Below are 26093 nucleotides of genomic sequence, written 5' to 3'. Positions count from 1 at the left end.
CCGTGGGACGCGTGACAACTTCCACGCTCACCGTCCTGCGGCCCGGCCTGGTCGACTATCGCGAGGCCTGGGACGAGCAGCGGCGCCTGCACGACGCCGTGGCCGACGGCACCCGGCCCGACACGGTCCTGCTGCTGGAACACCCCAGCGTCCTCACCGCCGGCAAGCGCACCGAGCCCGCCGACCTGCCGATCGACGGCACCCCGGTGGTCGAGGTCGACCGCGGCGGCAAGATCACCTGGCACGGCCCGGGGCAGCTGGTCGGCTACCCGATCCTCAAGCTGGCCGACCCGATCGACGTGGTGGCCTACGTGCGGCGCACCGAGCAGATGCTGATCGACGTCTGCGCCGAGTTCGGCGTGACCGCGGCCCGCAGCGACATCAAGGGCCGCAGCGGCGCCTGGGTCCTGGCCGACGAGCGCGGCCCCGACCGCAAGATCGCCGCGATCGGCATCCGGGTCGCGCGCGGGGTGACCCAGCACGGCTTCGCCGTCAACGCGAACTGCGACCTGGCCAACTTCGACCGCTTCACGCCGTGCGGCATCCGCGACGCGGGTGTCACCTCGCTGAGCGCCGAGCTGGGCCGCGACGTCACGGTGGCCGAGGTGCTGCCGGTCGTCGAGAAGCACCTCACTACCCTGCTCTGATGGCTCTTTACCGGGACCCGGCCGACAAACGGATCTTCGTCCCCAAGCGCGGCGGCGGGGTGTCCCTGAACTTCGGGCACCCCATCGCGTGGGTGATCCTGGTCTCCACCACGATCATCCCGGCCGCGATCGTCATCGGCATGACCATCGCGGTGCTGTCCTGACATGCCGTCCTCGCTGATCGCGGTGACCTACGAGGCGCGCGAGCCGGAACGGGCGGCTCGGTTCTGGGCTGCCCTGCTCGCCCTTCGCCCGGCCGACGACACTCAGCTCGGTCTGCGGTTCGTTCCCGGCCGCGACGGTGCGCTCGGGCACAACCGCATCCACCTGCACCTGACCAGCAGCGACCTCGATGACCAGCAGCGTACGGTGGCCCGGGCGCTCGAGCTCGGGGCCCGGCCCCTCGACGTCGGGCAGCGCCCCGAGGAGGGTCACGTCGTGCTGGCCGACCCGGCCGGCTACGAGTTCGACGTGATCGAGCCGGGCAACGCCTACCTGGCCGGCACCGGCTTCCTGGGCGAGCTGGCCTGCGACGGCACCCGGGCCGTGGGCCTGTTCTGGGCCGAGGCGCTGGGCTGGCCGCTGGTCTGGGACTCCGACGAGGAGACCGCGATCCAGTCGCCGCGGGGCGGCACGAAGGTCGCCTGGGGCGGGCCGCCCGTGGCCCCGAACGAGCAACCCAACCGTCAGCGGTTCGTCCTGACAGCGGTCGGCGCGGATCAGCGGACCGAGGTCGAGCGGCTGATCGCCCTCGGGGCCACCCGGCTCGGCGACGGCGCCGACGGCACGGTCGACCTGGCCGACCCGGACGGCAACCAGTTCAGCCTGGCAGCCGCCACACCGTGTACGTGACGTCGGGCGTCTCGCAGGCCAGGTAGCGGCCGGCCGCGCTGCAGGCGCCCGGCAGCACCAGCGGCAGCGTGCCGCGGACGCGGCCGTCGGCCAGGGCGATCACCGACGTACGCCCGGGTTCGGGGAACAGCTGCCAGTCGCCGACCGGGGCCGAGCGGCCGAGCTCGCGCTCGACCCGGCCGGTGGCGAAGTCGACGACGGCGGTGCGGCCGCCCTCCTCCATCAGGACGTCGCCCGCGCCCAGGCCCTGCCACGTGCGGCCGGCCCAGCGGATCTTCCCGCCGGCCGGGTCGAGCACGGTCAGTCCCTCGCCGCCGAACGCGCACAGCAGGCCGTCGCACGGGACGACGCCGTACGTCGCGGGCACGGGTGTGATCCACTCACGGGACAGGCCGTCGCGGCGGTACGCGGCCACGTAGCTGCCGCCCAGCAGGATGAGCCGCTCCCCGACGAGCCGGGCGGCCGGGTCGGGCAGGCCGAGGTCGTGGCGGGGCGTGCGCTCCTCGCCGCTCGCGGCGTCGTAGACGGTGGCCCCGCCCGCCTCGTCGAGGATCACCGCGTACGCCTGATCGGCCGTGTAGTTGTAGGCCGGCCGCGACCAGAGGGTGCGCCCGGTGCGCAGGTCCCGCATCTGCAGGACGTGCTTCTCGAAGTTCCACGCGGCGACCAGCGAGCCCAGCGGGTCGACGGCCAGCGCCTCCGACAGGCGCCACCGCAACGCACCCGTACGGGCGTCGAGGAAGTACACCTCGCCCGTCTCGTTGCCGTCGAGGATGAGCGTGTCGCCCTCGGCCACCGTCAGGCGCTGTCCCGCCGCCGCCGCTCGTGACGTCCACTCCGGACACTTGTCGCACAGTGGCCTGGCCTCGATCCGCCCGTCGGTCCGCACGAGGTAGAGCGCCTCGCTCGTCAGCAGGCTGGTCACGGTGCCCTGGCCCTCGACGGTCATCACCTCGGTGACCTCGGCCGCCCGGTCCGGCCCGGCGGCCCCGCCGACCAGGGCCAGCACCAGCGCGACCACGGCCGCGACCCAGTACCGGACCGGCCGCCGGGCCCGGGGCGGGCTCGGGTTCGGGACCGGGGCGGCGTCGAGTTCGATCAGCACGGGACCGGACTCTACGCCCGGCCGACGCGCCACACGCGGAACCGGGCGTCAGTGGTACGGCAGGCCAGCAGGTCGGCGGCGGCGGTGCACGCGCCGGCCGCGACCCGGGTCGCCTCACCGAGCACGCGCCCGTCGGTCAGCCGGCGGACCAGGGTGCGTTCACCGCCGGCGCCGATGAGTTGCAGATCGCCGAGAACGTCGCCCCGGCCCAGCTCGGCCCGGACGCGGCCGGTGGCCAGGTCGACCCGGGCGGCCCGGCCGGTGTCGTCGGTCAGGATGTCGCCGGCCAGGCTGCGCCACCGCTCGCCGGCCCAGCGCGCGGCGCCGGAGACCGCGTCGAGGACGGTCAGGCCATCGTCGGAGAACGCGCAGATCCGGCCGCCGCAGCCGGTCACGACGGCCGGGCGGGCGATCGTCGTGCGCCACCGCGGGGACAGGTCGGTGAGCCGGTAGGCCGTGATGGCGGTCGGGCCGACCGCGACGAGGCTGTCGCCGATCGGCCGGACGGGCACGTACGGCGACGGCAGGTCGGCGCTCCACTCGAAGTCCAGCCGGTCCGAGCGGGCGACCACCCGGCCGTCGGCTGCGGCGAGCACGGTCGGCCGGCGCCGCCCGTCGAAGACGATCACGTACCGCTGCTGCTGGTCGACGGTGAAGGCCCGCGCCGGGTGCGACCAGAGCACCCGGCCCGTCGTCACGTCGCGTAGCCGCAGCAGCCCGGGCGGCACCCAGTCGGTGACGGCGGCGCCGACCGGCCGCACCGACGAGTACTGCCCGGTCCGCCACAGCGTGTGACCGGTCCGCGCGTCCAGGAAGGTCTTCTCGCCCTGGTCACCGGACTCGCTGACCAGCACCGAGCCCGACCGGTCGAGCCACAGGCCGGTGCCCGGGCCGGACACCTTGGTGATCCATTCCGGGCCACCGGGATCGATCGGCCGGGCCCAGACGTCCGACGACTCGTCGCCCGGCCCGCCGTGCTGGGTGAAGATGGCCGTCGCGGTGAGCACGCTGCCCGTGATCTCGCGGCCGTCGCCCTCGAGCACGGGCGTGAGCACAGCGGCGTACGAGGGCGGCGCCGAGGCCGCGACCAGCGCGAGCACCAGCGCCGCCACCACGAACGGGCCGGACCTCGTACGCCCCGCACGCCGCCGGTCAGGAGCGGCGGGCGCGACGTCGAGGTCGATCGTCATCGCTACGGGATGACCCGGTTGAGGTCTCTCGGGAAGGCCGTCACCTCACGCACGTTAGCCGTTCCGGTCAGCCGCGCGACGAAACGCTCGAGACCGATCGCCCACCCGCCGTGCGGCGGCATCCCGTAGCGAAAACCGTCGAGATATCCGGCGTACGGCTCCAGCGGCTCACCGGCCCGGCCGAGCGCCGCCACGTAGTCCTCGTAGCGGTGCAGACGCTGCCCACCGGTCACGATCTCCAGCCCTCGGAAGAGCAGGTCGAAACCGTTCGAGTACGCCGGGTCGGCCGGGTCCGGATGCGTGTAGAACGGCCGCTTGCGCATGGGATAACCGGTGACGTAGACGAAGTCGGATCCGTGCTCGCGCAGCGCCCACTCCCCCAGCGCCCGCTCGTGGGCCGGCGCCAGGTCGGGCTCGTCGGCGGGCGCCCCGGCGATCCGCAGGGCCTCGCTGAAGTGCACGGCCGGGATCTCCGAGGGCACCCGTGGGGTCGCCAGCCGGGCGCGGGCGGTGATCGTGGCCATCATGACGGTCAGCGTCCGGGTCAGGGCCTTCATCACGTCGCGATGGTCCTCGATGAATCCCATCTCGGCGTCCAGCGACGTGTACTGGGCCAGGTGCCGCACGGTGTCGCTGGGCTCGGCCCGGAAGACCGGCCCGACCTCGAAGACCCGCTCGAAGACGCCGACCATCAGCTGCTTGTAGAACTGCGGCGACTGGGCGAGATAGGCCGGCCGTCCGAAGTACTCCAGCTCGAAGACGTCGGCCCCGGACTCGGTGGCCGACGCGACGATCTTGGGCGTCTGGATCTCGACGAACCGCTGCTCGCTCAGCGCGGCCCGGAAGCCGGCCGTGGCCGCCGCGGCGACCCGCAGGGCCGAGCGCCGGGCCGGGTGCCGCAGGGCCAGGGCGGCGTGGTCGAGCTGGGTCGGCAGGCTCGCGCCGATCGCCGGCCGGTGCAGCTCGAACGGCAGCGGCGCGGTGACCGCGGACAGCACGCGGATCTTCGGGCCGGTCAGCTCGACGCCGCCCGGCGCCTGCTCGTTGGCGGTGACCGTGGCCACCACCTCGACGACGCTCTCCTCGGCGAGTTCCTCGAGCTGGGCCCGGGTCTCGGGCTCGGCCACGACGACCTGGCTCAGGCCCTCGGCGTCGCGCAGGATCAGGAAGGCCACCGACTTGAGCAGCCGGCGGCGATGGATCCAGCCCGCGATCGTCACCGTCTGGTCGACGTGCGCGCGGAGCTGGGTCGAGAGGATGCGTTGCATGGCGGGTGACCTCCTTGAGAGCTGCAACGCGGCCCCAGGGAGGCGTGGGCGAGCGGGATCCTCGCGGTGCCACCACACCTTCGCGCCGTTTCACCGGCGCCTCTTGTGTTGCTGCGGCTCAGGAGTGTCTTCACGCCCCGGCGCGCGGGCCACCTTCACAGCGATCGGTGGCTCTCTCGGCCGGCGTTACGGGGGCTACTCGGTTCCCTCACTGCCGTGGGCCGGACGTTAACAGCAGGCGTCCACGCCGGGAAAGGGAATTTAACCGGTTCATATGAGCGCCGTCACACCTCGTGTCACGTGAGCCTCGTCGCCCCTGTCTAGGCAAAGACCCACACAGGCGTAATCTCGGGGCTGTGACTATTGCTCCCGAGGGCCGCCGCATGCTGCGCATCGAAGCGCGCAACGCCGAAACTCCCATCGAGCGGAAGCCGCCGTGGATCAAGGTCAAAGCCAAGATGGGCCCGGAATACACCCAGATGCGCGGTCTGGTGCAGAAAGAGGGCCTGCACACGGTCTGCCAAGAGGCCGGTTGCCCCAACATCTACGAGTGCTGGGAAGACCGCGAGGCCACCTTCCTCATCGGCGGCGACCAGTGCACCCGGCGCTGTGACTTCTGCCAGATCGACACGGGCAAGCCGGCCGAGTTCGACGCCGACGAGCCCCGCCGCGTCGGCGAGTCCGTCGCCACGATGGGCCTGAAGTACGCGACGGTCACCGGCGTGGCCCGCGACGACCTGCCCGACGGCGGCGCCTGGCTCTACGCCGAGACGGTCCGCCAGATCCACAAGCTCCAGCCCGGCTGCGGCGTCGAGCTGCTCATCCCCGACTTCAACGCCGAGCCGACGCAGCTGGCCGAGGTGTTCGGGGCCGAGCCCGAGGTGCTGGCCCACAACGTCGAGACGGTGCCGCGCATCTTCAAGCGCATCCGGCCCGGGTTCCGCTACGAGCGCTCGCTCGACGTGATCACCCAGGCCCGCGCGGCCGACCTGGTGACCAAGAGCAACCTGATCCTGGGCATGGGCGAGGAGCGGGCCGAGATCTCCCAGGCCCTGCGCGACCTGCACAGCGCCGGGTGCGAGCTGATCACCATCACGCAATACCTGCGGCCGACGCCGCGGCACCACCCGGTCGAGCGGTGGGTCAAGCCCGAGGAGTTCGTCGAGCTGCGCGAAGAGGCCGAGCAGATCGGCTTCGCCGGGGTGATGAGCGGGCCGCTGGTGCGGTCTTCGTACCGGGCGGGGCGGCTCTACAAGCAGGCGCTCGAAGCTCGCGGCTGATTTTTCCGATGCCCCGGCCTTGGTGGCCGGGGCATCGCTGTCTCTGCAGCTCTGCTCACCGGCCTTGCCCGCCTGCTGTTGGGCTGGCCGCCCGCTTCAGCCGCCCGCCTTTCAGCCGACCGCCGCCGCTCTTGGCCGCCCGCTGCCCCTTTTCGGCCGCCCGCTGCCCGACTCGCAACGAGCCGTCGCTTGGCTTCAATGTTGTCGTCGCGCTGCTTTGGCTCAGCAAGTCGGATATCGGCCGATGTTGTTTGTATGCGCCGGTCTGGGATTCTGTTCGCCGCGGTGGCGACGCTGGCGGGCGTGCTCGGCGCGCCCCTTACCGCCACGGCCGCCGACACCTGCGTTTCCGCCGCCTCGGCGACCTACCGCCACACTTTCGACGGCGCCTCCGGCAAGGCAACGATCTCCGCCGTACGCCCGCTTTGTGCCGGACAGTCCCAGTCGTTCGGGCTGATCTCGTACACGGACGGCGACAGCGGCCAATTCCGGTACGCCACCGACAGCGCCACGCTCACGGCCAAGTCCCGCACGGTCCGCCTCGACGTCGTCGTCCCGCCCTGCCGCACCCGGGTCACCGCGATCACCGGCACCGGCCTGCTCGACGAGGTCACCAGCGACGACAACCCGTACGGCGCGGCGACCCTGGGCGTCTCCGGCAGCCGCTCCACCGGCGCCCCGGCCCACTACCGGGGCGGCTCCTCCGACTGCTCCCCCGAACCCACGGTCACTTTCACCAGCGCCTGCGACGGCTCCTACCGGGCCACCCTGACCAACGCCCCCGGGGCCAACGTCAGCGCCGCGTTCCTGACCGGCGGCCGCCTGACCCGCCTGGCCCCCGGCCGCTCGACCACCCTCCGCGGCCCTCGCGACGGTTCGCTGACGATCAGGGTCAGCACCTTCACCACGTACGTCGGAAGCTGGCGCCCGCCCGCGGCCGGCTGCACTTCCGCGCCGGCCCCGAACCCCGTCGCCCCCACCACCAACACGCCGGGGACTCAGCCCCCACCGGCGGGGTTCGCACCGTCCGCTCCCGCGCCGACCCTCCCCGCCACGACCGCGGCCCCCGGCGTCGACAACGCTCCCGCCAGGTACTACCCGCCGCCCACCACCGCGACCCCGCAGGCCCAGGCCGCCCGGTCCGGCATGAGCCTGGGCAGCATGCTCGCCGTGTCCTTCGGCCTGCTCCTCATCGGCGGCGGCGGTTACTTCCTGGTCCGCGTGCTGCGCTCCTTCCGCGAGCCGTAAAACAGCTTGGCGGTCGCCGGGGACAGCTCTAGGTTTCACGCCATGGGCCTCCTCGACGAGCAGCGCGCCTACTACCAGGCACGAGCGAACGAGTACGACGAGTGGTGGTACCGCCAGGGCCGCTACGCACTGCCACCGGACGAGGAACGCGGCTGGTTCGCCGACGTGGCCGCGGCCGAACAGGCCCTCGACGACTTCGCCCCGATCGGCGATGTCCTGGAGCTCGCCTGCGGCACCGGCCTGTGGACCCGCCGCCTGGCCCCGCACGCCACGACAGTCCTGGCCGTCGACGCGTCCCCCGCCGTCCTGACCCTGAACCGGGCCCGCGACCTGGGCCCACACGTGCGCTACGAGCAGGCCGACCTCTTCCGCTGGGAGCCACCGAGGTCCGCGTTCGACGTCGTCTTCTTCAGCTACTGGCTGTCCCACGTGCCGGCCGGCCACTTCGCGGCGTTCTGGGCCAAGGTCGCCGCAGCCCTACGCCCCCGGGGCCGCGTCTTCCTGATCGACAGCCACCACCACACCGAACTACCCGGCCACATCCAGCAACGCACCCTCAACGACGGCCGCGAGTTCCGCGTGGTCAAACACTTCTGGCAACCCGCCGACCTCCAGGCCGCCGTAGCCCCGCTCGGCTGGCACTTGACCGCCCGAACCACCCCGAACGACCACATCCTGCACGCGACAGCCACCGCAACACCCCGATGAACGCCCCCGAAGCCAGGGACGCGATGCGGGAGGCGGCCGCCCTCTGGAGCGTCGGCTATGTCGAAGCCGCCGTCCTCGTCGACATCTGGGCCGACTGCGACCCCGGATCGAACCGGCCACCCTGATGTTCTACGACCTCGACAGCCGCGAGCTACTGCGCACTCGTCCCAACCCGCTCGCCCCCGAGCAGGTTCAGCGGCTGCGAGTAATTCGCCCGGCCGGGCCGCCACCACGCCCACCGGTCGAGCCGATCCGGGTGCAACGGCGGGCGTCGAACACCGGCGTTGTCATGGTCGCCGGTCAGAAGATTGCTCTCGGCCGGCTTCATCGGCACCGCAATCTCACGGTGACCGCCTCCGACGCCACCATCGCCGTCGATCTCGGTGACGGCGACGTCAAAGTCGTACGCCGCACCAGCAGCCAGGCAGTCCGTAGCATCAAGGGCCAGCGACCGCGAGCCAGCTACGAAAGCGGCGTCGTGGACGTTCCATGAATGTGGTCCAGGACAAGCCGCGTCCCAGCTTGGGTACCGGCGAACTCGACCACCAACCGCGGCCCGTACTGCTCGGAGTTCCATTGGTCGTAATGCATCGATTCGATCTCCGACCAGTCTGGGCCCAAGTAGCCGTGCACGTTCCCTTGGCGAGCCTGGCGGATCCGCGTCGCGCATCAGCCGTCTGATCACATGCACGGATGCATTGATGTTCAGTGTTCGGCACGTCTTCACGGCGGCCCGAAACGGGCCGCTCATGCCGCCGACCAGGGCGCCCGTCGATGACTTCCCGCTCTGCGTTCTCTCATGGCCTTCCTTTGGCGACGCAACTTTGGCTGGATGCTGGTACGCCGCGGGTGGCGGGGCGCCAGCGTCAAGACGGTGCAACTGGCACTCGGGCACTCCACGGCCACGCTCAACGAGTATGTGCACGAGTGGCCGGACGCCTTGGACCGGACCCGGTCTTTGATCAACGGCGCTCTCGGAAAGCCGAAAGCGGCGGCCACACCGGCTCGGAGCCAGGCATGACCGCCGCTTCGCAGTCTGTCGCCGACTTGTCGCGGCTGCGTCGGCGTCAGCCGAAACCGCGGGTCAGCGAGCTAGAACAGGTCAGACGTTGTAGTACATCTCGAATTCGTGCGGGGTGGGGCGGAGGCGGACCGGGTCGATCTCGTTGGTGCGCTTCCAGTCGATCCAGGTGCTGATCAGGTCGTCGGTGAAGACGCCGCCGGCCGTGAGGAACTCGTGGTCGGCCTCGAGGCTGTTGAGCACGGCGTCCAGCGAGCCCGGCACCTGCTTGACGCTGCCCCACTCCTCGGGCGGCAGGTCGTACAGGTCCTTGTCGATCGGGGCCGGGGGCTCGATCTTGTTCTTGATGCCGTCCAGGCCGGCCATCATCTGGGCCGAGAACGCGAGGTACGGGTTCGACGACGGGTCGGGGACCCGGAACTCGACGCGCTTGGCCTTCGGGTTGCTGCCCGTGACCGGGATGCGGGTGCAGGCCGAGCGGTTGCGCTGCGAGTAGACCAGGTTGACCGGCGCCTCGTAGCCGGGCACGAGGCGCCGGTACGAGTTGACCGTCGGGTTGGTGAAGGCCAGCAGGCTGGGCGCGTGGTGCAGCAGGCCGCCGATGTACCAGCGGGCCGTGTCGGACAGGCCGGCGTAGCCGGTCTCGTCGTAGAACAGCGGCTCGCCGTTCAGCCACAGGCTCTGGTGGGTGTGCATGCCCGAGCCGTTATCACCGAACAGCGGCTTCGGCATGAACGTCGCGGTCTTGCCGTGCTCCCAGGCGGTGTTCTTGATGATGTACTTGAACATCTGCATCTGGTCGCCGGCGTGCAGCAGCGTCGAGAACTTGTAGTTGATCTCGGCCTGGCCCGCGGTGCCGACCTCGTGGTGCGAGCGCTCGACGGTGAAGCCGACGTCGATCAGGCGGCGGACCATCGAGTCGCGCAGGTCGCTGTAGTGGTCGAGCGGCGCGACGGGGAAGTAGCCGCCCTTGTACGCGGTCTTGTAGCCGCGGTTGCCGCCCTCCTCCTCCTTGCCGGAGTTCCAGGCGCCCTCGATCGAGTCGATGTGGTAGAACGCCTCGTTGGCGCTGGTGGAGTGCCGGATCGAGTCGAAGATGTAGAACTCGGCCTCGGCCCCGAAGTACGCGGTGTCGGCGATGCCGCTGGAGGCCAGGTAGGTCTCGGCCTTCTTGGCCACGTTCCGCGGGTCGCGCGAGTAGGCCTCGCGGGTGAACGGGTCGTGGATGAAGAAGTTCAGCGCCAGCGTCTTCTGGATGCGGAACGGGTCGATGAAGGCGGTGCTCACGTCCGGCAGCAGCATCATGTCGGACTCGTGGATGGCCTGGAACCCGCGGATCGAGGATCCGTCGAAGGCGAGGCCGTCGGTCACCACGCTGTCGTCGAACGACTCGACCGGCATGTTGAAGTGCTGCATCACACCGGGCAGGTCACAGAACCGTACGTCGACGAACTTGACGTCCTCGTCCTTGAGGTATCGCAGCAATTCCTCGGGGTTGGCGAACAACACGTCCTCCTGGCACAGGATTTCGATACCGGGGCGGCGTTCCTCCGCCGCGTGGCTGGGCTGGTCGCGACGCTATGGGGCGGGAGTTGCCCGGGCGTATCCCTATTGTTTCCGTCATGTTACGGAAGCTGTGGGTATCCGCCGGCGACCACGGCGGCCCCAGCGAGGCTATCGCGAAAACCGGCGCGGTTACGCTGGTTGCATGGTTTCGGCAGGCAAGACCCCGTCCGGTACGCCGGGCGCGCTCGATCTCTCCGGCGTGACGATCGCGTCGTTCGGCCGGCGGTTCGGCGCCCTGCTGATCGACTGGGCTCTGGCCACCGTGGTGGCGGCCGTGATCGTCGACGACCTGCGCGCCAATCCGTGGCCTCAGCTGGGCATCTTCGTGCTGGTGCACGCGTTCTTCGTCGGCCTGTTCGGACAGACTCTGGGCATGGCGCTGGCCCGCATCCGCTGCGTCTCCATCGTGGACGGCGGCGCCATCGGTCTGCCCCGGGCGATCGTGCGAGCCCTGCTGCTGGCCGTGGTCATTCCCGCGGTGATCAACGACGCCGACGGCCGCGGGCTGCACGATCGCGCCGCCCGCTCGATCATGGTCCTGCGACCTTGAGATCAACCCCGTTTTTCGTACGACCGTAAGGGGCGGAGCGATCTGGGCCGTGACACCCGTTCAGCGCGTGTCGCGGCGGGTTCGCCTTCCGCCCGCGTGCAGCGAGGACGGCCTTCCCAGTTCAACCCCGTACGGTCGTACGAAAAACGGTGTTTTCAGCGGGGTCGCTGCTGGCGGATGCCCTTGTTGGGGCGCATGTTCTTGGGGATGGCGCCCTTGGGCATCTGAGGGCGGGCCATCAGGGCGCCGAGGCGCTTGTCGAGCGAGTTGACGTCCTTGCCGGTGAGGTTGCGCGGCAGCCGCATCAGCGTCGAGCGCAGCTTCTTGACCGAGAGCTGGCCTTCGTCGGAGCCGATCACGTAGTCGTAGAGCGGCGCGTTGCCGATGACCTTGGTCAGGCGGCGCTTTTCCTGCCCGAGCAGGCCGCGGATGCGCTGCGGGTTGCCCTCGGCCAGCAGGATCACGCCGGGGCGGCCGATCACGATGTGCACCATGTCGAACTGGGTGGTCGAGGTGGCCGCGGGCCGGACCCGCCAGTCACCCCGCATGTTCTCGACCAGGGAGGCCGCGGCGCCGGGCTGGCCCTCGGCCGCGTTCATCATGGCCGCGTTGGAGCGCAGGTTGAGCACGATCACGGCGGCCAGCAGGGTGACCATGATGCCGATCGGCAGGTAGATCCAGCCGAACAGGATCACCAGCACGACGGTCAGGGCGAGCGGGATCAGCACAGCCGCCAGCAGCAGCGGGACGAACCACTTGTCCTGCTTCGCGGTGAACGAGAACACCTGACCGATCTGCTTCAGGCGCGTGCCGAAGGACACCTTCTCCTGCTCTTTTGCCATAACCCGAAAGTGTAGTGGGGCGACCACTTACGCACGCACCGGCCGTCCTCCCCATCGGTAAGGAGGCGTCCGGGCCCAATATGAGGCAGTCTCCCCATGCCCGGTGGGGGCCTTCCGGCGAAGAGTTCTCGGTACGAACTCCGACGGAAGGACACGGTGATGTTCCCCTACAACGACCCGCAGATGATGCTCGACCTGCACCACCAGCGCGCCGGTGAGCTGAGCCGGCAGGCGGCCGCCCGGCGCCTCGTGCGGGAGGCCGGCGCCGGACAGGCGCGCCGCTTCGGCAAGTGGCCATGGCGGCGCGCCGAGGAGCCGGCCCGGGCGGCCGTGGCCGTATGACGGCCGTGGCCTTCGGGGGGCCCGGGCCGGTGCCGGCCCCGCGTTCCGCGGCGGAAAATCTGTCGCACCCCCATGGCATGCTCGAACTCATGACGGCGCATGCGCACAGCGAGGTGCTCGTCGGCCGGGGGGCCGACCTCGCTGTCCTGCGCGACGCGCTGAAACGGGCCCGCCACGCCGAGCCGTCGACCGTGCTGGTCGGCGGCGAGGCCGGGGTCGGCAAGACCCGCCTGGTCGAGGAATTCCGCCGCGGCCTGGCCGGCGAGCCGGTCCGCGTGCTGTCCGGCCAGTGTCTCGAGCTGGGCGAAGAGGGCCTGCCCTTCGCCCCGTTCGCGGGCGCGCTGCGCGAGCTGGCGCGGGCCGAGGGCGTGGCCGCGCTCGGCGGTCACGAGCGCGAGCTGGCCCGCCTGCTGCCCGAGCTGGGCCCGCCCCCGCCCGAGGGTGACGCCCGCCGCGGCCTGCTCTTCGAGGCGGTGGCCGCGCTGCTCGGGCGCGGTCCGCTGGTGCTGGTGATCGAAGACCTGCACTGGGCCGACCGCTCCACCCGCGACCTCATCGCGTTCCTGGTGCGGGCGGCCCGCCTGCCCCAGCTGCTGCTGATCACCACCTACCGCACCGACGAGCTGCACCGCGGCCACCCCCTGCGCGGCTTCCTGGCCGAGCTCGACCGGGTCCGCGGCGTGCTGCGCCTCGAGCTCGACCGGCTCGACCGCGACGGCACGGCCGAGATGCTCACCCACCTGCTCGGGGCCGAGCCCGACGCGCGCGTGGTCGACGCGATCAACGAGCGGGCCCAGGGCAACCCGTTCTTCATCGAGCAGTTCGCCGGCGCGACCTTCGACCAGATCCCGGCCAGCCTGCGCGACCTGCTGCTGTCCCGGGTCGACCAGCTGCCCGAGCCGGCCCAGCAGGTGCTGCGGGTGGCGGCCGTGGGCGGCACGAGGTTCGGCCACGAGCTGCTGGCCCGCGTGGCCGGGCTCGACGACGCCGCCCTCGAGTCGGCGCTGCGCGTCATCGTGGCCGCCCAGCTGGTCGTGGTCGTCGACGCCGAGGGCGGTTACGAGTTCCGGCACGCCCTGGTCCGCGAGGCCGTGCACGACGACCTGCTGCCCGGCGAGCACGCCCGGCTCCACGCCCGCTACGCCCGCGCCGTCGAGGCCGAGCCCCACCTGGTCGCCCTGGGCCGGGCCGCCGCCGAGACCGCCCACCACTGGCACGCCGCCCGCGACCACCCGCGGGCGCTGATCACCGCCAAGATCGCGGCCGACGAGGCCAAACGGCGATTCGCGTACGGGGAACAGGCGCGCCTGCTCGACCGGGTGCTCCAGCTCTGGGAGGACGTGCCCGACGCCCGCACCCTGCTCGGCCTCGACCACCTCGACCTGCTGGAAGAATCGGCCCTGGCCGCGATCGACTCCGGCGAGCACATGCGGGCGCTCACCCTCACCCGGGCTGCCCTGGCCGACCTCGACGCCGAGGCCGAACCGCTGCGAGCCGGCCGCCTGCTCGTGCGCCGGGCCAAGCTGCTGCGCACGGCCGGCAAGTCCGACGGCCGGTCCGAGTGCGAAGAGGCGTTCCGCCTGCTCAGCGTGGCCCCGCGCGGCTCCGACCGGGTGCGCCTGCTGGCCGACGTGGCCCACCAGCTGGCCGGCCTCGACCCCGACCGCGCGGCCGAGGTGGCCCGCGTCGCGATGGCCGACGCCTCCGAAGAGGGTGACCTGGCCGCCCTGGTGACGGCCGAGGTGGCCTTCGGCTCGACCTGTTCCGGCCGGGTCCCCGCGGCCGAGGTGCTGCCCGTCATGCGCGACGCGGTCGAACGCGCCCGTGCCGCCGGCGACCTGCCCGCCTTCACCCGCGGTCTGATCAACGTCTCCGACAAACTCTTCGAGCTCGGCCTCTACGAGGAATCGGCCGCGGCCGCCGCCGAGGGCCTGCCCGACGCGGGCCGCGTCGGCGTCAGCCGCACCACCGGCGTCTTCCTGCTGGCCAACCACGCCGAGGCGCTGATCGCCCTGGGCCGCTGGGACGAGGCCGACGCCCGCCTGGCCGAGGCCGCCCGGCTCGACCCACCTGAGACGCTGGCCCTCCCTTGGCTGCGCTTGCGGGCCCGCATCCGCCTGGCCCGCGGCCGCGACGGCGCCGACGCCCTGGTGGCGCGCTCGGTGGCCTTCCTGCGCCGCCCCTACCTGAGCAACGAGGGCCGCCTGGCCACGCTCGACCTGCGCTTGCTGGCCGCCCTGGCCGACCCCGACCCGGCCGTCGCCGTCCAGGCGGCGGGCTTCGCCCTGGCCGACCCGTCACTCACGGTGCTACCACGCTACTGCTGGTCCATCCTGTCCCACGCGGCCCGCGCCGCCGCCCGAGCGGGCGACTCCACGCCGGCCGGTGCCGCCACTCGAGTGGGTGACGCCGGTGCCGCCGCTAGGGTGGGCGACTCCGCGCCGACCCGTGCCGCCGCCCGGGCGGGCCACTCCGCGCAAGCCGGTGCCGCGGTTGGGGCGGGCCACTCCGCGCAAGCCGGTGCCGCTGCTCGGGCGGGTGACTCCGCGCTGTCGGCCGAGGTGGCCGCGGTCGCGGCGAGGGTGCCTCAGCGCTATCCGGCCGAGGCTGCGTTCGCTGCCGAGGTTCGAGCCCTGCTCGAGGGCGGCGAGTCCCGCTGGCGCGAGGCCGTCGACGCCTGGCGCGCGGATGGTCACCGCTACGAACTGGCCCGAGCCCTCCTCGATCTGGCCGAGGCCCAGGCGGCCGCCCGCACCACCCTCCGCTCCGACGCTGCCTCGCGCGGTGATGCCTTACGCGGCGATGCTGCCTCACGGGGTGATGCTGCCTCGCGCGGTGATGCCTTGCGCGGTGATGCTGCCTCGCGCAGCGATGCTGCCTCGCGCGGTGATGCAACTGGGTTGGGTGGAGCCTCTGCGCGCGGTGATGCTGCTGCGTCGGGCGATGCCATTCCGGGCGGTGACGTTGCTGCTCCCGGTGGTGTCGCTTCGGGCGGTGACGATGGTTCGCGGGTCGATGTCGCGGCGCATGACGGCGCGGGCCGGGCGTTCGGGGCGGACGTACCAGCAGATCCCGCCGAGTCGATCGCCGAGGCCGTCGCGGTGGCGTCGGCGCTGGGTGCGACGCCACTGCTGGTCGCGGCCGAGACGCTGAGCCGCCGGCTCGGGATCCGTCCGTCGGCCCCCGTCGCCGAGCGCGACGACCTGCTGACCGCCCGCGAGCGCGAGGTGCTGCGACTGGTCGCCGAGGGCCACACCAACAGCCGCATCGCCGCCGACCTCTACATCTCACCCAAGACAGCGAGCGTCCACGTCTCCCGCATCATCGCCAAGCTCGAAGTCACCAACCGCGGCGAGGCCGCCGCCGTCGCCCGCCGCCTGGGCCTGCTCGACGACTGACCACCGAGTTCCGGCGGGTCACCCCCAAGCCGATCGGCCTGATGATCGGCTGCGAGTGGTGGGCGAGGCCGAAGCGTCTGTCTGCCCGCATGTAGAGGTACTGCGCGACGATTCGGCAGGCTTCGGCTCGGGACCTCGGCATCAACGGCCTCGTTTCTCAGCCGAGCCGGGGCGTCGAACTCGTACGCCTCGTCCAACGCGCCGAAGGGGTCGGAGAAACGTCAGCGCGCCGCGTGGCCCAAGGTGTTGTGGCCCGGACGGTGAGGGCGCTCGGCTCCGGTCGGCCGGTCAGTACCGGCCGGGCCAGAGTTCGGATGGCGGCCTCGGTGCCGGGTTGGCTGCCTGCAGGGAGGAGTTCGTGGCCGGCACGTTGTCGAGCATACGAACTCACCGCCCGCCGAAGCTGCCACGTACTGGCGCGAAGTCCTCCGAGTCGCCCAGGCCGTCGCGCAGCACGTCCAACCGTTGAAGAGGCGAGATCTCCGACCCTGCAACCGGATGGCGCCTCCGGCGGCAAGGGGGCCGGGTCGCGGCAAACCCTTGATCGGTTCGAGAAGTACTACAACGTCCGACTCTGACGCAGGGGGAACGGCGGTCACGCTTCGGCGTGGCCGCCGTTGGTCGTCCGAGGCCCCACGGACATCGATGAACGGTGATATTGTCCGCCCGCAGTGATGTTTCATGTACATACGGGGGCTTCATGTTGTCATTCGTGACGGCATCGGGCGCGGGGCGAATTCTGCGGGCGTTTCTCGGTGCCGCGGTGCTGCTGGTCGTGCTGGTGTCTTTCACCGTTGTCGATTCCACTCTCACGGCGGCGGGGGCCGCGCCGGCCGCTGCGCCCTGTGATCCGGGCGAGGATCCGTACGAGTGTGAGTACCTCGAGCTGTACGGGGAGAAGTCGTACCGGGGTGACCCGGTGCTCGTCCCCAAGCCGGCCGCGGACACCTGCGTCGACCTGGACGCGCCGGTCGTCCGGGCCACCAGTTCGGTCTACAACGGGCAGGACATGGCGGTCCTGTTCTACGCCGGGGCGGGGTGCACCGGCTCTTCGTACCGCTTCGGCTCGTACTCGGGTGCGCGTGACCTGACGACGACCGGGCTCGCCGACTCGGTGTCGGTGAAGTTCGTGACCGACGTCTGCGACAGCCAGCCGTTCGTCGTCTGCCTCTACAAGGACGCCGAGTTCCTGGGCGACTTCCTGGCCTACCCGCGGCAGGCCGTCAACGCCTGCCTGCAGCTGCCGGCCGAGTTCCAGCAGCAGGTGTCGTCGCTGATGAACAACCTGCAGGACGTCGGCTCCACCCGCCGGCAGGACGTGCTGATCTTCAGCAACACCAACTGCACCGGCAACGCGCACCGGCAGAACGCCTGGACCGGCCACCCTGACCTGTCGTACACCACGATGGACAACCAGGCCCGGTCGATCAAGTTCGTCATCGACCCGTGCCGAAGCCAGCAGATCTGCCTGTGGACCGACGTCCTGTACGACGGCGCGGCCCAGGTGATCGGCTTCCAGCCGACCAACACCTGCACAACCCTCAACTCCGCGGTACGGGGCCAGGTCAGCTCGATCCGGCAGAGCCTCTACTACCCGGACCAGGACGTCCTGCTCTACACCGGCGACAACTGCACGGGCACGTCCAAGCGGTTCGACGCCGGCACGTCCATCTCCCGGCTGAGCGAGGTCAGCTTCGACAACCAGGCCCGCTCGGTCAAGTTCCTCCTGCAGGACCCGTAGGCCCGGGTACGCGTCCACAGCGGGAACGGCGGTCACGCTCGGCGTGGCCGCCGTTCCCGGTGTAACGCCTCACTCGGCCAGGCATCGGCCGTCGGGCCGAAGGCCGCTGACGGGTGACGCCATGACACCGCGGCCCATCTCGACATATCCGACGAGGCAGACGCCGGCGCGCAGAGGGACGGCGACCACTATCGCTCCGACCGGGGCCGGGTCGTCGGGACGCGCCGTTCGTACGATCGCTTCGGGTCGGCCCTGGCCCCGCAACACCTTGCGGACCATTTCGGCGTCGGCCTCGGTGGCGGGTCGGCCAGCCATGCTCATGCAGATGAAGTCGCCGCCGTCAGGCCGGCAGACCGCCTCTTGGAGGGTGCGCCAGATCTCCGCGACGGCGGGGTCTCTCGCCGCGTCGATCGGCAGCGTCGTGCGGCTGGCCTCGTCCCGGGCTTGCCGATCGCAGAGCGCTCGGGCCGCGGCTTCCTCCTCCGGGGTCCCGGAGACGGGACCCATACAGATGTACCCGACGCCCTTGTCCGGTGCGGAACGGCCCTCTACCCACGAGAGCACGCCTGCGCCCGCCAACACCGATGCGGCAACGATCACCCCGATGACGCGGCGGCGGCGCGGGTCCGAAGAATCACCGAAGAAGAACACGCGCGCCAGCATCGCCTGGAACAGTTGCCGCAGCAGTGCGAACACGGAGTAATTCAGGATCTTGCGGCTCGTTGCGTAGCTTCGCAGTGTCAACGCAGCGAGCAGCCCTAGGTCAAGGCTGCGAGCAGGGTGGCCAGTGTCGTGACGAGGGCCAGTGCGCCGAAGAGGCCGAGCAGGGCGAGCCGGGCCGATGGGTGGCCGAAGTTCAGGGTCAGTCCCAGGCCTGAGCGCCGCAGCACGAACAGCCGGGGATCGCGTGGGTCCGAATAGAACATCACCCAGCCAGTATCACTCCGCGCCGGCAGCGAGATAGCCGTCCAAGGCTGCCGCACCAGCCAGCAGCGCGCGGCCGCGGGACGCCAGCCGATCCTGCCAGTCGCCGAGCATGACCTCCAGCGGCTCGACCCCGCCCGCCGTGCGCACCTGGTCCATCAGGGGTCTGATCTGCGCCAGCCGATATCCGCCCCGCCGCAGCTGGTGCACCATCCGGGCGTCGCGGGCGTCGGCCGCGCTGTAGACCCGGTACCCCGTCCGGCGGTCCCGTCGCGGCCGGACCAATCCGGCCCGCTCCCACTTGCGCAGCGTGGCCGGCCGCAACCCCAGCCGTGCGGCCAGAGCCCCGACGAATGTGTCCCCGCGCTCCGGCGGCATCGGGGCGAGATCGCGGAGCGCGGCGTCGACGGCCCGCAACGTACGCCGGTCTTCGAGCAGTTGACTGTGACTTTCGTCGATGAACTGCAACGCCTCGTCGAGAGCGCCCCGGTGGACCGCCCCCATGATCAGGGTCGCCGTCCGATGGCCGTGGCCGGACAGCAGCGCCAGAAACGTCCCCAGCGCCCGAGCGTGCCGCGGCGTGTAGGTCCGATACCCGTACGCGGAGCGCTCCGCCGCCGGCAGGATTCCCGCTTCCTCGTAGTTCCGGACCGCCTGCGTCGACAACCCGTGCGCCCGCGCCAGGTCGACCGGTCGCAGCGTTTGAAGGTTCTCGCCCATCTCCCCCACCATCACCGGCAAAAGTCTCAACCGAGAGTTCAACGATACTGTTCAGGGGCATGACTACTGCTGTCGAAGACGTGATGCACCTGTTCCCGGCCCCGCCCCGCCTGCTCGCCCTGGGCGAGCCCACGCACGGCGACAACAACCTGCTCACCCTGCGCAACGACCTGTTCCGGCGCCTCGTCGAGCGTGACGGTTACCGCACCATCGCCCTCGAGAGCGACTGCCTGCTGGGCCTGCTCGTCGACGACTACGTGACGGGAGGCGCCGGCGACCTCGACGCGGTCACCGAAGCGGGTTTCAGCCACGAATGGGGCCAGTTCCAGGGCAACCGCGATCTCGTACGGTGGATGCGCGCCCACAACGAGGGCCGCCCACCCGCGGATCAGGTCCGCTTCGCGGGCTTCGACGGCCCGCTCGAGATCCACGCCGCGGCGAGCCCGCGACGAGTCATGACCGCGCTGGCCGAGAGCACCGGCTACCCCGAACCGATCGACCACCTGCTGGGTGACGACGAACGCTGGACCAACCCGGCCGCCATGATGGACCCCACCCAGTCCGTCGGCCGCACCCCCGAGGCCAAGGAACTGCGCCTGCTGGCCGACGACCTGTCGGCCCGGCCGGCCATGCGGCCCGACCAGGACGAGCGCGCCCTCCTCTACGCCCGCACCGCCACCGGCCTGCTGCGCTACCACTACTGGATGGCCGACCCCTCGCCCGACCGCCTGACCTGGCTGCTCGGCATCCGCGACTCGATGATGGCGGCCAACCTGCTGGCCCTGGCCGACCGGGGACCGACCCTCGTCTTCGCCCACAACTCGCACCTGCAGCGCGCGAAGAGCGCCATGCGCATGGGCGGCCGGCACCTCGAGTGGTGGGGCGCCGGCGCTCTCGTCAGCGCCCGGCTCGACTACGGCTTCGTCGCCTCTGCGGTCGGCACGATCCACGAGCACGGCGTCGGGATCCCCGAGGCCGGCACGGTCGAGGGACACCTGTACGCGTACCCGGAGGAGGTTGTTCTGACCGCGGGCCGCGACCTGCCCGCCGGCGCCGTGCGGCGCGAATCCCCCTGGTACGGCTACGCCCCGCTCGACCCGGCCCTGCTCACCGGCGTCGACGGCGTCGTCTTCGTCCGCGACGTCACTCCCACGACCAGCGCGTCGGCTCGAACTGGTCCTCGGTAGGAAAGGCGTACGCCCGGAGGGGCCGGATCTCGTAGACCTCGAACGGCGGCCCACCGCTGCTCGGGGCCGCGTAGGGCGAGGTCAGCCGGTCTCCCTCGACCTCGGTCGGCCAGCTGAGGACGGCGTCGAAGGCGGCGGTCGCGCGACGCAGGTCCGGCTCGCCGGTCAGCCGCGCGGCCCGGCCCTCGACGACCAGGTGCATCGTCTTGAGGTCGATCGCCACCGAGCAGCCCGGGTCGCGCCTGAGGACGGCGGTCTTGCGCGTCCCGGGGTTGCTGGCGACCACAAAGGAGTCGCCGGTCCGGGCGGCGAAAACCGGCCGGACGTGCGGGCCGGAGCCGGCGCCCGCGCTCAGCCGGCACGGTCCCGGCCCGTCCCGCAGCAGGCGCTCGACCTCGTCCCAGCCGCCGGCGCGGCCGTGGCCTCGTCGAAGTCATCGGGCTTGGTCGCGTCACCGACCCGCTTGATCATCGTGGTGCGCAATGGGCTCATGCCCCCGCATTGTTCCCCCGGTAGCGCAGCACAATCACGCCACTGTCACCCACCGGCGTGGCGTCGATCAGGGCCAGCCGGGCCGGGTCGAACGGGCCGGCGGTCAGCGGGATGCCCTGCCCGGCCAGCAGCGGGTTCAGCTTGATCACGTACTCGTCGATCTCGGACCGGACGGCGCCCGCGAACGCGCCCCCGCCGCAGAGCCAGATGTCCTTTCCCGGACGCTGCTTGAGTTCGCGCAGGTAGGGGACGGGGTCGTCGGCGACCACGGTCACCGCCGGGTCGATCGCGGGGTCGAGAGTGCGTGAGAAGACGAACTGCTCGAGATGTGCGTACGGGCTGGTGACGCCGACCTCGAGGGCCGGCTCGTACGTGCCACGGCCCATCACGACCGTGTCGAAGACCTGGTTCGGCGCGGTGATGCCGAGTTGGTCACGGAAGGCTGTAGGCAGCGTCTCAGGGTAACGCTCGGCGATGAAGGCCAGCAACTCGTCGGGCAGACCGAAGAACGCGAAGTCACCGTCCGGCGCGGCGATGAACCCGTCGACGGTCGCGGCCACGTAGTAGATGAGTTTTCGCATGCGGCCAAACTACAACACCTGTAGTGGTTCGGCTAGTCTGGCTCCGTGGTCAGAAATCCGGAACGCCGCCGCCTGCTGGCCGACGCGGGTCTGCGCGTGCTCGCCGAGTCGGGGGCGCGCGGGCTGACCCACCGCGCCGTCGACACCGAGGCCGGCGTGCCCACCGGCACGGCCTCCAACTACTTCCGCTCGCGCGACGCCCTGCTCGGCGCGCTCGGCGAACGCATCTTCGAGCGGTTCGCGCCCGACCCGGCCGTGGTCGCGCGCATGTCCGGCCGCCCGCCCGGCCGCGAGCTGTTCGTCGACTACCTGCGCTACATCCTGGAACGCACGACGGCCCACCCCGAGCTGACCCGCGCCCTGATCGAGCTGCGCCTCGAGGCCGCCCGCCGCCCCGAACTGGCCGAGATCCTCGGCACGACCCTGCGCACCGGCTACCGCGAGGACGTCGCCTTCCACGCCACCACCGGCCTGCCCGGCGGCCCGCTCGAGATCGCCCTGCTCCACTACGCGATGGATGGGCTGCTGCTCGACCTGCTGACCACCTCGATCAACGCCGATGTGACCCCCGACCAGGCCCTCACCGCGTTCATCGACCGCCTGGTTACCGTGGAGGAACCATGACCGATCACCGTACGGCGCTGGAACGGCTCCGCGATCAGGCCGAGCTCGAGATCGCGGCGCTCGACGCCGACCTGCACGCGTTGTTCGAGGCGTCCCGGGCCGACAACGCCGACGACGAGCACGACCCCGAGGGCGCCACCATCGCGTACGAGCGGGCCCAGCTCACGGCCGTGCTGGGCGCGGCCCGCGCGCAGTTGGCGGCAGTCAACGAGGCCCTGGCCCGCCTTGCCGCCGGCACGTACGGCCGCTGCGCGGAGTGCGGGCGCGCCATTCCCCCGGAGCGCCTCGAGATCCGCCCGTTCGCCACCACGTGCGTCGGGTGCACCTGAAGCGAGCACACAGCTTTCTCCCGAGCCAATTCACAGCCGGCGCATAGAAGCTGGCGGTATGACACGGACCAGGTTGGAGCGGCCCGCCCCGCCGGCCCACGCGGAAAGGGCGACGGCATGACGCTCACCGGCTGGCCCCTCATCGCGCTCGCTGCCGCCGCCACCGTCGCGGCCGTCACCGTTACCGTCCTCACCTGGCCGCGCGGGGGCCGGCTGCGCCCGGTCACGCGCACCGCCGCCGTCCTGCTGACCGAGTCACTGGTGGTCGTCACCGTCGGTCTCGTCGTCAACCGGCACGAGGAGTTCTATCCGTCCTGGTCGGCGCTGCGCGGTGACACCGGCACAGTCGCGGTGGCCGAGCGCGCGCGGGTGGGCTCCCTCGACGCTCACATGCGCTCCGCCCGCTTCACCTGGCGTCCGCCCGGCCTCGCCGCCTGGCGCCTGGCCGGCCCGCCGACGGTGACCCTCCCCCACGGCTACCGCGAACGCCCCGGCATGGCCTTTCCCGTGGTCCTTCTCTTCGACGCGCCCGGTCGCGCGACCGCGGACGCCGTCACCGTGACCCTCACACCCACCGCCGGCACCACCGCCGCCGCCCTGCGGAGCCTGCCCGGCGAGCTCGGCCGGGCCCTCCGGGTGACCGCCATCGGCTGGGACGTGCTGGGCGACAGCCCGGTCGCCGCGGCCTTCGTGGCGCAGGCCCCGGCCGGTCTCGCGGTGCTCAACCAGCCGGTCGACGCGCTGCCGCCCGCCCTCGCGGCTCCGCTGCGCCTGCCGGCTTACGCGGTGCCGCGATGAGCACGGCCCTGACGACGGCCGCGGTGCTGATCACGGCCGTGCTGCTCGCGACGGTGTGGAACCGTACGCGGGTGATCGGGCGCTCGGCCCTCGTCGTGCTCTCGGTGCTCAGCGTGACCGCGGCCGTGGCCGTGCAGGTCAACCGGCTGACCGAGGCCTACCCGACGCAGACGGTCGCGGCCGCCACGGTGGCCGACGACAGCGGCAGCCGCATGCTCACCGTCACCGTTCCCGGGCCGGCCAGCCGGCTCACCCTGCCGATGTACGTCTACCTGCCGGCCGCCTACCGCGGCGGCGCCGGCCGGTTCCCGGTGATCGAGGCATTGCACGGCTACCCCGGAACGCCCGTGACCTGGCTGCGCAGGCTGAACGTCCAGTCCACGCTGGACCGAGAGATCGCCGCCGGGCGGATGGCGCCGACCGTCGTGCTGTTCCCCTATCAGACCCCCGAGCGCCTGCTCGACACCGAATGCACCAACCTGCGCGGCGGCCCGCAGGCCGAGACCTTCCTGACCGTCGACGTGCCCGCCTACGTCCGCGCCCACTACCGTGTCCGCACGGACCAGGCGGCCTGGGGCCTCACCGGGTATTCGGCGGGCGCCTTCTGCGCGACCGACCTGGCGCTGCGGCACCCCGGCCAGTACGCCGCGGCCGCCAGTCTCTCGGGTTACGCCGAGCCCGGCATCGACGTCGGCGACGGTTCCCAGAACACGACCAACAACCCGGCGTGGCGCCTGCGCCACCTGCCGCAGCCACCGATCGCCCTGTGGCTGGGCTGGGCCGGCGACGACCGGGAGTCGGCCCAGGACTCCCGGCGGCTGGCCGCCGAGATCCACCATCCCCTGGCCCTGACCACAGCCGTGCTGGCTCACGGCGGTCACAGCAGCGCCGTCTGGCGCGAGATGGAACCGCCCGCCTTCGACTGGCTGTCCGCCCACCTGGCCCGGCCCCGGGCATGACCACATCTGCGGTCCTGCGGCTGCTGGCCGTGGCAGCGGTGCTGGTGTCGAGTGCCTGTGCGACCTCGCCGGCGCCGGCCGAACCGCGGTCGGTGGTCACTCTGGGCGATTCGGTGGCGGCCGGTGCGGCCTGCGGATGCGACCCGTTCCCCGCGCTGTACGCCCGCGCCCAGCACGCCACCGACGTCGACCTGGCCCAGGACGGGGCCACGGCCGCCGACGTGCGGGCCGGGCTGAACGGGATGCGCGACGAGCTGTCCTCGGCGGCCGAGGTCGTCATCATGATCGGCGCGAACGACATGGCCGGCGTGTTCGGGCAGCCCGCGCGCTATGCCACGGTGGCCGACGGGGTCGAGGCCGACGTGGCGGCCACAGTGACCACGATCCGGCGCGGTCACCGGATTCCCGTGGTCGTGCTCGGCTACTGGAACGTCGTGCAGGACGGCCAGGTGGCCGCCGAGGCCTACGGCGCCGACGGAGTACGCGACGCCGGCCACGCCACCGCGCTGGTCAACCAGGCCTTGCGGACGGCCGCCGAACGCACCGGGGCCACCTTCGTGCCGACGGAGCCCGCCTTCCACGGCGACGACGGCGGCCGCGACCCCACCGGTCTGCTGGCCCCGGACGGCGACCACCCCAACGCCGCCGGCCAGGCCGCCATCGCGGCGCTCATCCCACCGCTGCGCAAGTAGCCACGCGGGTGTATGCCGGAGGAATGTTTGTCTTTCAACCACCCGAGACGGTCATCGAGCCCACCCCGCGCCGCATCCGGGTGCGTCTGGGACCCACCGTCGTCGCCGACAGCAGGCGCGCCCTGCTTCTCGACGAGATCAGCGAGCACGGCTTCCCGACCTACTTCCTCCCGTACGACGATGTGCGGCCCGACGTGCTGGCCGGCCGCGCCGACGGCCGGTGGCCGGTTGTCGCCGGCGGTCGCCGGGCCGACGGCGGAGCCTGGTCGGACGACCGGTTCGAGCAGCTCAAGGGTCACGTCACGTTCTCGTGGGAGACCCTCGACTGGTACGAGGAGGACGAGCAGGTCTTCGTCCACGCACGGTCGCCGCGCCACCGCGTCGACACGCTGCACAGCTCCCGCCGCGTCCAGGTGCTGATCGACGGGGTCGAGGTGGCCGACAGCGTCCGCCCGGTGCTGCTGTTCGAGACCCACCTGCCGACGCGCTACTACCTTCCGTTCGCCGACGTGCGCACAGAACTACTCACCGCCAGCGAGACCGTGTCGCGATGCCCGTACAAGGGAGTGGCCCGTTACTGGTCGCACCCGGGGCTGGCCGACGCGGCGTGGAGCTACCCCGACCCGATCGGCGAAAATCCGCGACCTGGTCTGCTTCTACAACGAGCGGGTCGACATCGTCCTCGACGGCGAGCCCCAGGCCCGGCCGGTGACGCCGTTCTCGTGACCGGCTACTTCACGCGCCGGTGGGATCGGGCGACCATCTTCTCGTACTCCTGGTGCTCGTCGAGCCACGACGCCAGGAACGGGCAGATGGGCACGACCAGGCGGTGCTTGGCCTGCGCGTCCTCCATGGCCGTGCGGGCCAGCAGGCCGCCCACGCCGTGGCCCTCGTACGCCTCTTCGACCTTGGTGTGCGTGTAGGCGACGACGTTCCCGGTCACCTGATACGTGATCACCCCGGCCAGGGTTCCGTCGTCGTCGCGCGCCTCGAACCGGTTCTTGTCGGGCGCGTCGGTCACCACCATCG

At 71.6% G+C, this 26093-nt stretch carries 30 protein-coding genes and 1 pseudogene; 19 read left to right on the top strand and 12 right to left on the bottom strand.

Going from position 1 to position 26093, the window contains the following annotated elements; translation table 11 throughout:
• Positions 1-11 precede the first annotated feature (11 nt).
• The 3 genes from lipB to M1L60_RS36095 are packed head-to-tail and all read left to right on the top strand — an operon-like array spanning position 12 to position 1499.
• Positions 12-647 carry a lipoyl(octanoyl) transferase LipB gene (gene lipB / locus M1L60_RS36105; RefSeq protein WP_253242048.1) on the top strand — a complete coding sequence of 212 codons (636 nt, stop codon included), beginning with the start codon at positions 12-14 and terminating at the stop codon, positions 645-647.
• Positions 647-811, top strand: coding sequence for a DUF5808 domain-containing protein (locus M1L60_RS36100; RefSeq protein WP_253242047.1), 165 nt, complete (start codon positions 647-649; stop codon positions 809-811). The genes lipB and M1L60_RS36100 overlap by 1 nt, the downstream gene beginning before the upstream one ends.
• 1 nt (position 812) lies before the next feature.
• Entirely contained in the window at positions 813-1499 is a 687-nt protein-coding gene (locus M1L60_RS36095) for a VOC family protein (RefSeq protein ID WP_253242046.1), read from the top strand.
• Here M1L60_RS36095 and M1L60_RS36090 read toward each other — a convergent pair.
• From M1L60_RS36090 to aspS, 3 genes are read right to left on the bottom strand one after another with little or no spacing between them, the layout of a single operon-like run.
• Positions 1468-2604, bottom strand: coding sequence for an outer membrane protein assembly factor BamB family protein (locus M1L60_RS36090; protein WP_253242045.1), 1137 nt, complete (start codon positions 2602-2604; stop codon positions 1468-1470). The genes M1L60_RS36095 and M1L60_RS36090 overlap by 32 nt on opposite strands.
• 11 nt (positions 2605-2615) lie before the next feature.
• On the bottom strand, positions 2616-3794 hold the full coding sequence (locus M1L60_RS36085; RefSeq protein WP_253242044.1) for a PQQ-binding-like beta-propeller repeat protein: 1179 nt from the start codon (positions 3792-3794) through the stop codon (positions 2616-2618).
• 2 nt (positions 3795-3796) lie between these two features.
• A complete protein-coding gene (gene aspS / locus M1L60_RS36080; protein ID WP_253242043.1) occupies positions 3797-5062 on the bottom strand; it encodes an aspartate--tRNA(Asn) ligase in 1266 nt (421 codons plus the stop codon).
• A gap of 383 nt (positions 5063-5445) precedes the next feature.
• On the opposite strand from aspS, the gene lipA reads away from it, so the two are divergent.
• The 5 genes from lipA to M1L60_RS36060 all read left to right on the top strand — a co-directional run bounded on the left by lipA (position 5446) and on the right by M1L60_RS36060 (position 8791).
• On the top strand, positions 5446-6342 hold the full coding sequence (gene lipA / locus M1L60_RS36075) for a lipoyl synthase (protein ID WP_253242167.1): 897 nt from the start codon (positions 5446-5448) through the stop codon (positions 6340-6342).
• A 255-nt stretch (positions 6343-6597) separates the two neighbouring features.
• The gene (locus tag M1L60_RS36070) at positions 6598-7590 is read left to right on the top strand and encodes a hypothetical protein (protein ID WP_253242042.1); all 993 of its coding nucleotides are present in this window, start codon (positions 6598-6600) and stop codon (positions 7588-7590) included.
• A gap of 42 nt (positions 7591-7632) precedes the next feature.
• Positions 7633-8298, top strand: a complete 666-nt coding sequence (locus tag M1L60_RS36065; protein ID WP_253242041.1) for a class I SAM-dependent DNA methyltransferase — start codon at positions 7633-7635, stop codon at positions 8296-8298.
• Positions 8295-8423: a hypothetical protein gene (locus M1L60_RS47325; RefSeq protein ID WP_256517866.1), complete on the top strand. Its 129-nt coding sequence runs from the start codon at positions 8295-8297 to the stop codon at positions 8421-8423. Before M1L60_RS36065 ends, M1L60_RS47325 begins: the two co-directional genes overlap by 4 nt.
• Positions 8423-8791, top strand: a complete 369-nt coding sequence (locus M1L60_RS36060; RefSeq protein ID WP_253242040.1) for a hypothetical protein — start codon at positions 8423-8425, stop codon at positions 8789-8791. The genes M1L60_RS47325 and M1L60_RS36060 overlap by 1 nt, the downstream gene beginning before the upstream one ends.
• 609 nt (positions 8792-9400) lie before the next feature.
• Here the strand turns inward: M1L60_RS36060 and glnA are convergent.
• Positions 9401-10825 (bottom strand): type I glutamate--ammonia ligase, encoded by a 1425-nt coding sequence (glnA, locus tag M1L60_RS36055; RefSeq protein WP_253242039.1) that lies wholly within the window; start codon positions 10823-10825, stop codon positions 9401-9403.
• Between the two features lie 202 nt (positions 10826-11027).
• Here glnA and M1L60_RS36050 point away from each other — a divergent pair, with 202 nt between their 5' ends.
• Positions 11028-11435, top strand: coding sequence for an RDD family protein (locus M1L60_RS36050; RefSeq protein ID WP_253242038.1), 408 nt, complete (start codon positions 11028-11030; stop codon positions 11433-11435).
• A 155-nt stretch (positions 11436-11590) separates the two neighbouring features.
• On the opposite strand, the gene M1L60_RS36045 is transcribed toward M1L60_RS36050, so the two are convergent.
• Positions 11591-12277: a DUF4191 domain-containing protein gene (locus M1L60_RS36045; RefSeq protein WP_253242037.1), complete on the bottom strand. Its 687-nt coding sequence runs from the start codon at positions 12275-12277 to the stop codon at positions 11591-11593.
• Between the two features lie 159 nt (positions 12278-12436).
• On the opposite strand from M1L60_RS36045, the gene M1L60_RS36040 reads away from it, so the two are divergent.
• From M1L60_RS36040 to M1L60_RS36030, 3 genes are all read left to right on the top strand, one after another.
• The gene (locus M1L60_RS36040; RefSeq protein ID WP_253242036.1) at positions 12437-12619 is read left to right on the top strand and encodes a hypothetical protein; all 183 of its coding nucleotides are present in this window, start codon (positions 12437-12439) and stop codon (positions 12617-12619) included.
• Positions 12620-12708: 89 nt separating this feature from the next.
• Positions 12709-16017 carry a helix-turn-helix transcriptional regulator gene (locus M1L60_RS36035; RefSeq protein WP_253242035.1) on the top strand — a complete coding sequence of 1103 codons (3309 nt, stop codon included), beginning with the start codon at positions 12709-12711 and terminating at the stop codon, positions 16015-16017.
• Between the two features lie 700 nt (positions 16018-16717).
• Positions 16718-17758: a peptidase inhibitor family I36 protein gene (locus M1L60_RS36030; protein ID WP_253242034.1), complete on the top strand. Its 1041-nt coding sequence runs from the start codon at positions 16718-16720 to the stop codon at positions 17756-17758.
• Positions 17759-17827: 69 nt separating this feature from the next.
• Here M1L60_RS36030 and M1L60_RS36025 read toward each other — a convergent pair whose 3' ends face one another.
• The 3 genes from M1L60_RS36025 to M1L60_RS36015 all read right to left on the bottom strand — a co-directional run bounded on the left by M1L60_RS36025 (position 17828) and on the right by M1L60_RS36015 (position 19402).
• On the bottom strand, positions 17828-18454 hold the full coding sequence (locus tag M1L60_RS36025) for a hypothetical protein (RefSeq protein ID WP_253242033.1): 627 nt from the start codon (positions 18452-18454) through the stop codon (positions 17828-17830).
• A 62-nt stretch (positions 18455-18516) separates the two neighbouring features.
• Positions 18517-18684, bottom strand: a complete 168-nt coding sequence (locus M1L60_RS36020; protein ID WP_253242166.1) for a DUF5808 domain-containing protein — start codon at positions 18682-18684, stop codon at positions 18517-18519.
• 13 nt (positions 18685-18697) lie between these two features.
• Positions 18698-19402 carry a MerR family transcriptional regulator gene (locus tag M1L60_RS36015; protein WP_253242032.1) on the bottom strand — a complete coding sequence of 235 codons (705 nt, stop codon included), beginning with the start codon at positions 19400-19402 and terminating at the stop codon, positions 18698-18700.
• A gap of 59 nt (positions 19403-19461) precedes the next feature.
• Between M1L60_RS36015 and M1L60_RS36010 the strand changes: the two genes are divergently transcribed.
• On the top strand, positions 19462-20589 hold the full coding sequence (locus tag M1L60_RS36010; protein WP_253242031.1) for an erythromycin esterase family protein: 1128 nt from the start codon (positions 19462-19464) through the stop codon (positions 20587-20589).
• Here M1L60_RS36010 and M1L60_RS36005 read toward each other — a convergent pair.
• Genes M1L60_RS36005 through M1L60_RS35995 form a run of 3 tightly spaced genes read right to left on the bottom strand, consistent with a single transcriptional unit; the run spans position 20546 to position 21662 of the window.
• The gene (locus M1L60_RS36005) at positions 20546-20944 is read right to left on the bottom strand and encodes a pyridoxamine 5'-phosphate oxidase family protein (RefSeq protein WP_253242165.1); all 399 of its coding nucleotides are present in this window, start codon (positions 20942-20944) and stop codon (positions 20546-20548) included. The genes M1L60_RS36010 and M1L60_RS36005 overlap by 44 nt on opposite strands.
• Complete coding sequence (locus M1L60_RS36000) at positions 20941-21081, bottom strand: hypothetical protein (protein ID WP_253242030.1); 141 nt, start codon at positions 21079-21081, stop codon at positions 20941-20943. The genes M1L60_RS36005 and M1L60_RS36000 overlap by 4 nt, the downstream gene beginning before the upstream one ends.
• Positions 21078-21662 carry a dihydrofolate reductase family protein gene (locus M1L60_RS35995; RefSeq protein WP_253242029.1) on the bottom strand — a complete coding sequence of 195 codons (585 nt, stop codon included), beginning with the start codon at positions 21660-21662 and terminating at the stop codon, positions 21078-21080. The genes M1L60_RS36000 and M1L60_RS35995 overlap by 4 nt, the downstream gene beginning before the upstream one ends.
• A gap of 45 nt (positions 21663-21707) precedes the next feature.
• On the opposite strand from M1L60_RS35995, the gene M1L60_RS35990 reads away from it, so the two are divergent.
• From M1L60_RS35990 to M1L60_RS35965, 6 genes and pseudogenes are all read left to right on the top strand, one after another.
• Positions 21708-22286 carry a TetR/AcrR family transcriptional regulator gene (locus M1L60_RS35990; protein ID WP_253242028.1) on the top strand — a complete coding sequence of 193 codons (579 nt, stop codon included), beginning with the start codon at positions 21708-21710 and terminating at the stop codon, positions 22284-22286.
• Positions 22283-22615, top strand: coding sequence for a TraR/DksA family transcriptional regulator (locus M1L60_RS35985; protein ID WP_253242027.1), 333 nt, complete (start codon positions 22283-22285; stop codon positions 22613-22615). Before M1L60_RS35990 ends, M1L60_RS35985 begins: the two co-directional genes overlap by 4 nt.
• 117 nt (positions 22616-22732) lie before the next feature.
• Positions 22733-23413: a hypothetical protein gene (locus M1L60_RS35980; protein ID WP_253242026.1), complete on the top strand. Its 681-nt coding sequence runs from the start codon at positions 22733-22735 to the stop codon at positions 23411-23413.
• The gene (locus M1L60_RS35975; RefSeq protein ID WP_253242025.1) at positions 23410-24372 is read left to right on the top strand and encodes an alpha/beta hydrolase; all 963 of its coding nucleotides are present in this window, start codon (positions 23410-23412) and stop codon (positions 24370-24372) included. Before M1L60_RS35980 ends, M1L60_RS35975 begins: the two co-directional genes overlap by 4 nt.
• Positions 24369-25064, top strand: a complete 696-nt coding sequence (locus tag M1L60_RS35970; RefSeq protein ID WP_253242024.1) for an SGNH/GDSL hydrolase family protein — start codon at positions 24369-24371, stop codon at positions 25062-25064. Before M1L60_RS35975 ends, M1L60_RS35970 begins: the two co-directional genes overlap by 4 nt.
• Positions 25065-25087: 23 nt before the next feature.
• Positions 25088-25639 (top strand): annotated as a pseudogene (locus tag M1L60_RS35965) (DUF427 domain-containing protein); the annotation flags it as partial.
• A 155-nt stretch (positions 25640-25794) separates the two neighbouring features.
• Here M1L60_RS35965 and M1L60_RS35960 read toward each other — a convergent pair.
• A complete protein-coding gene (locus tag M1L60_RS35960) occupies positions 25795-26091 on the bottom strand; it encodes a GNAT family N-acetyltransferase (protein WP_253242164.1) in 297 nt (98 codons plus the stop codon).
• Positions 26092-26093: the final 2 nt, after the last annotated feature.

The sequence above is a fragment of the Paractinoplanes aksuensis genome, from assembly GCF_024137025.1.
In the GTDB taxonomy this organism is placed as follows: domain Bacteria; phylum Actinomycetota; class Actinomycetes; order Mycobacteriales; family Micromonosporaceae; genus Actinoplanes; species Actinoplanes aksuensis.
The sequence above is the reverse complement of the archived record's forward strand: the minus strand, read 5'-3'. Positions and strand labels throughout refer to the sequence as shown.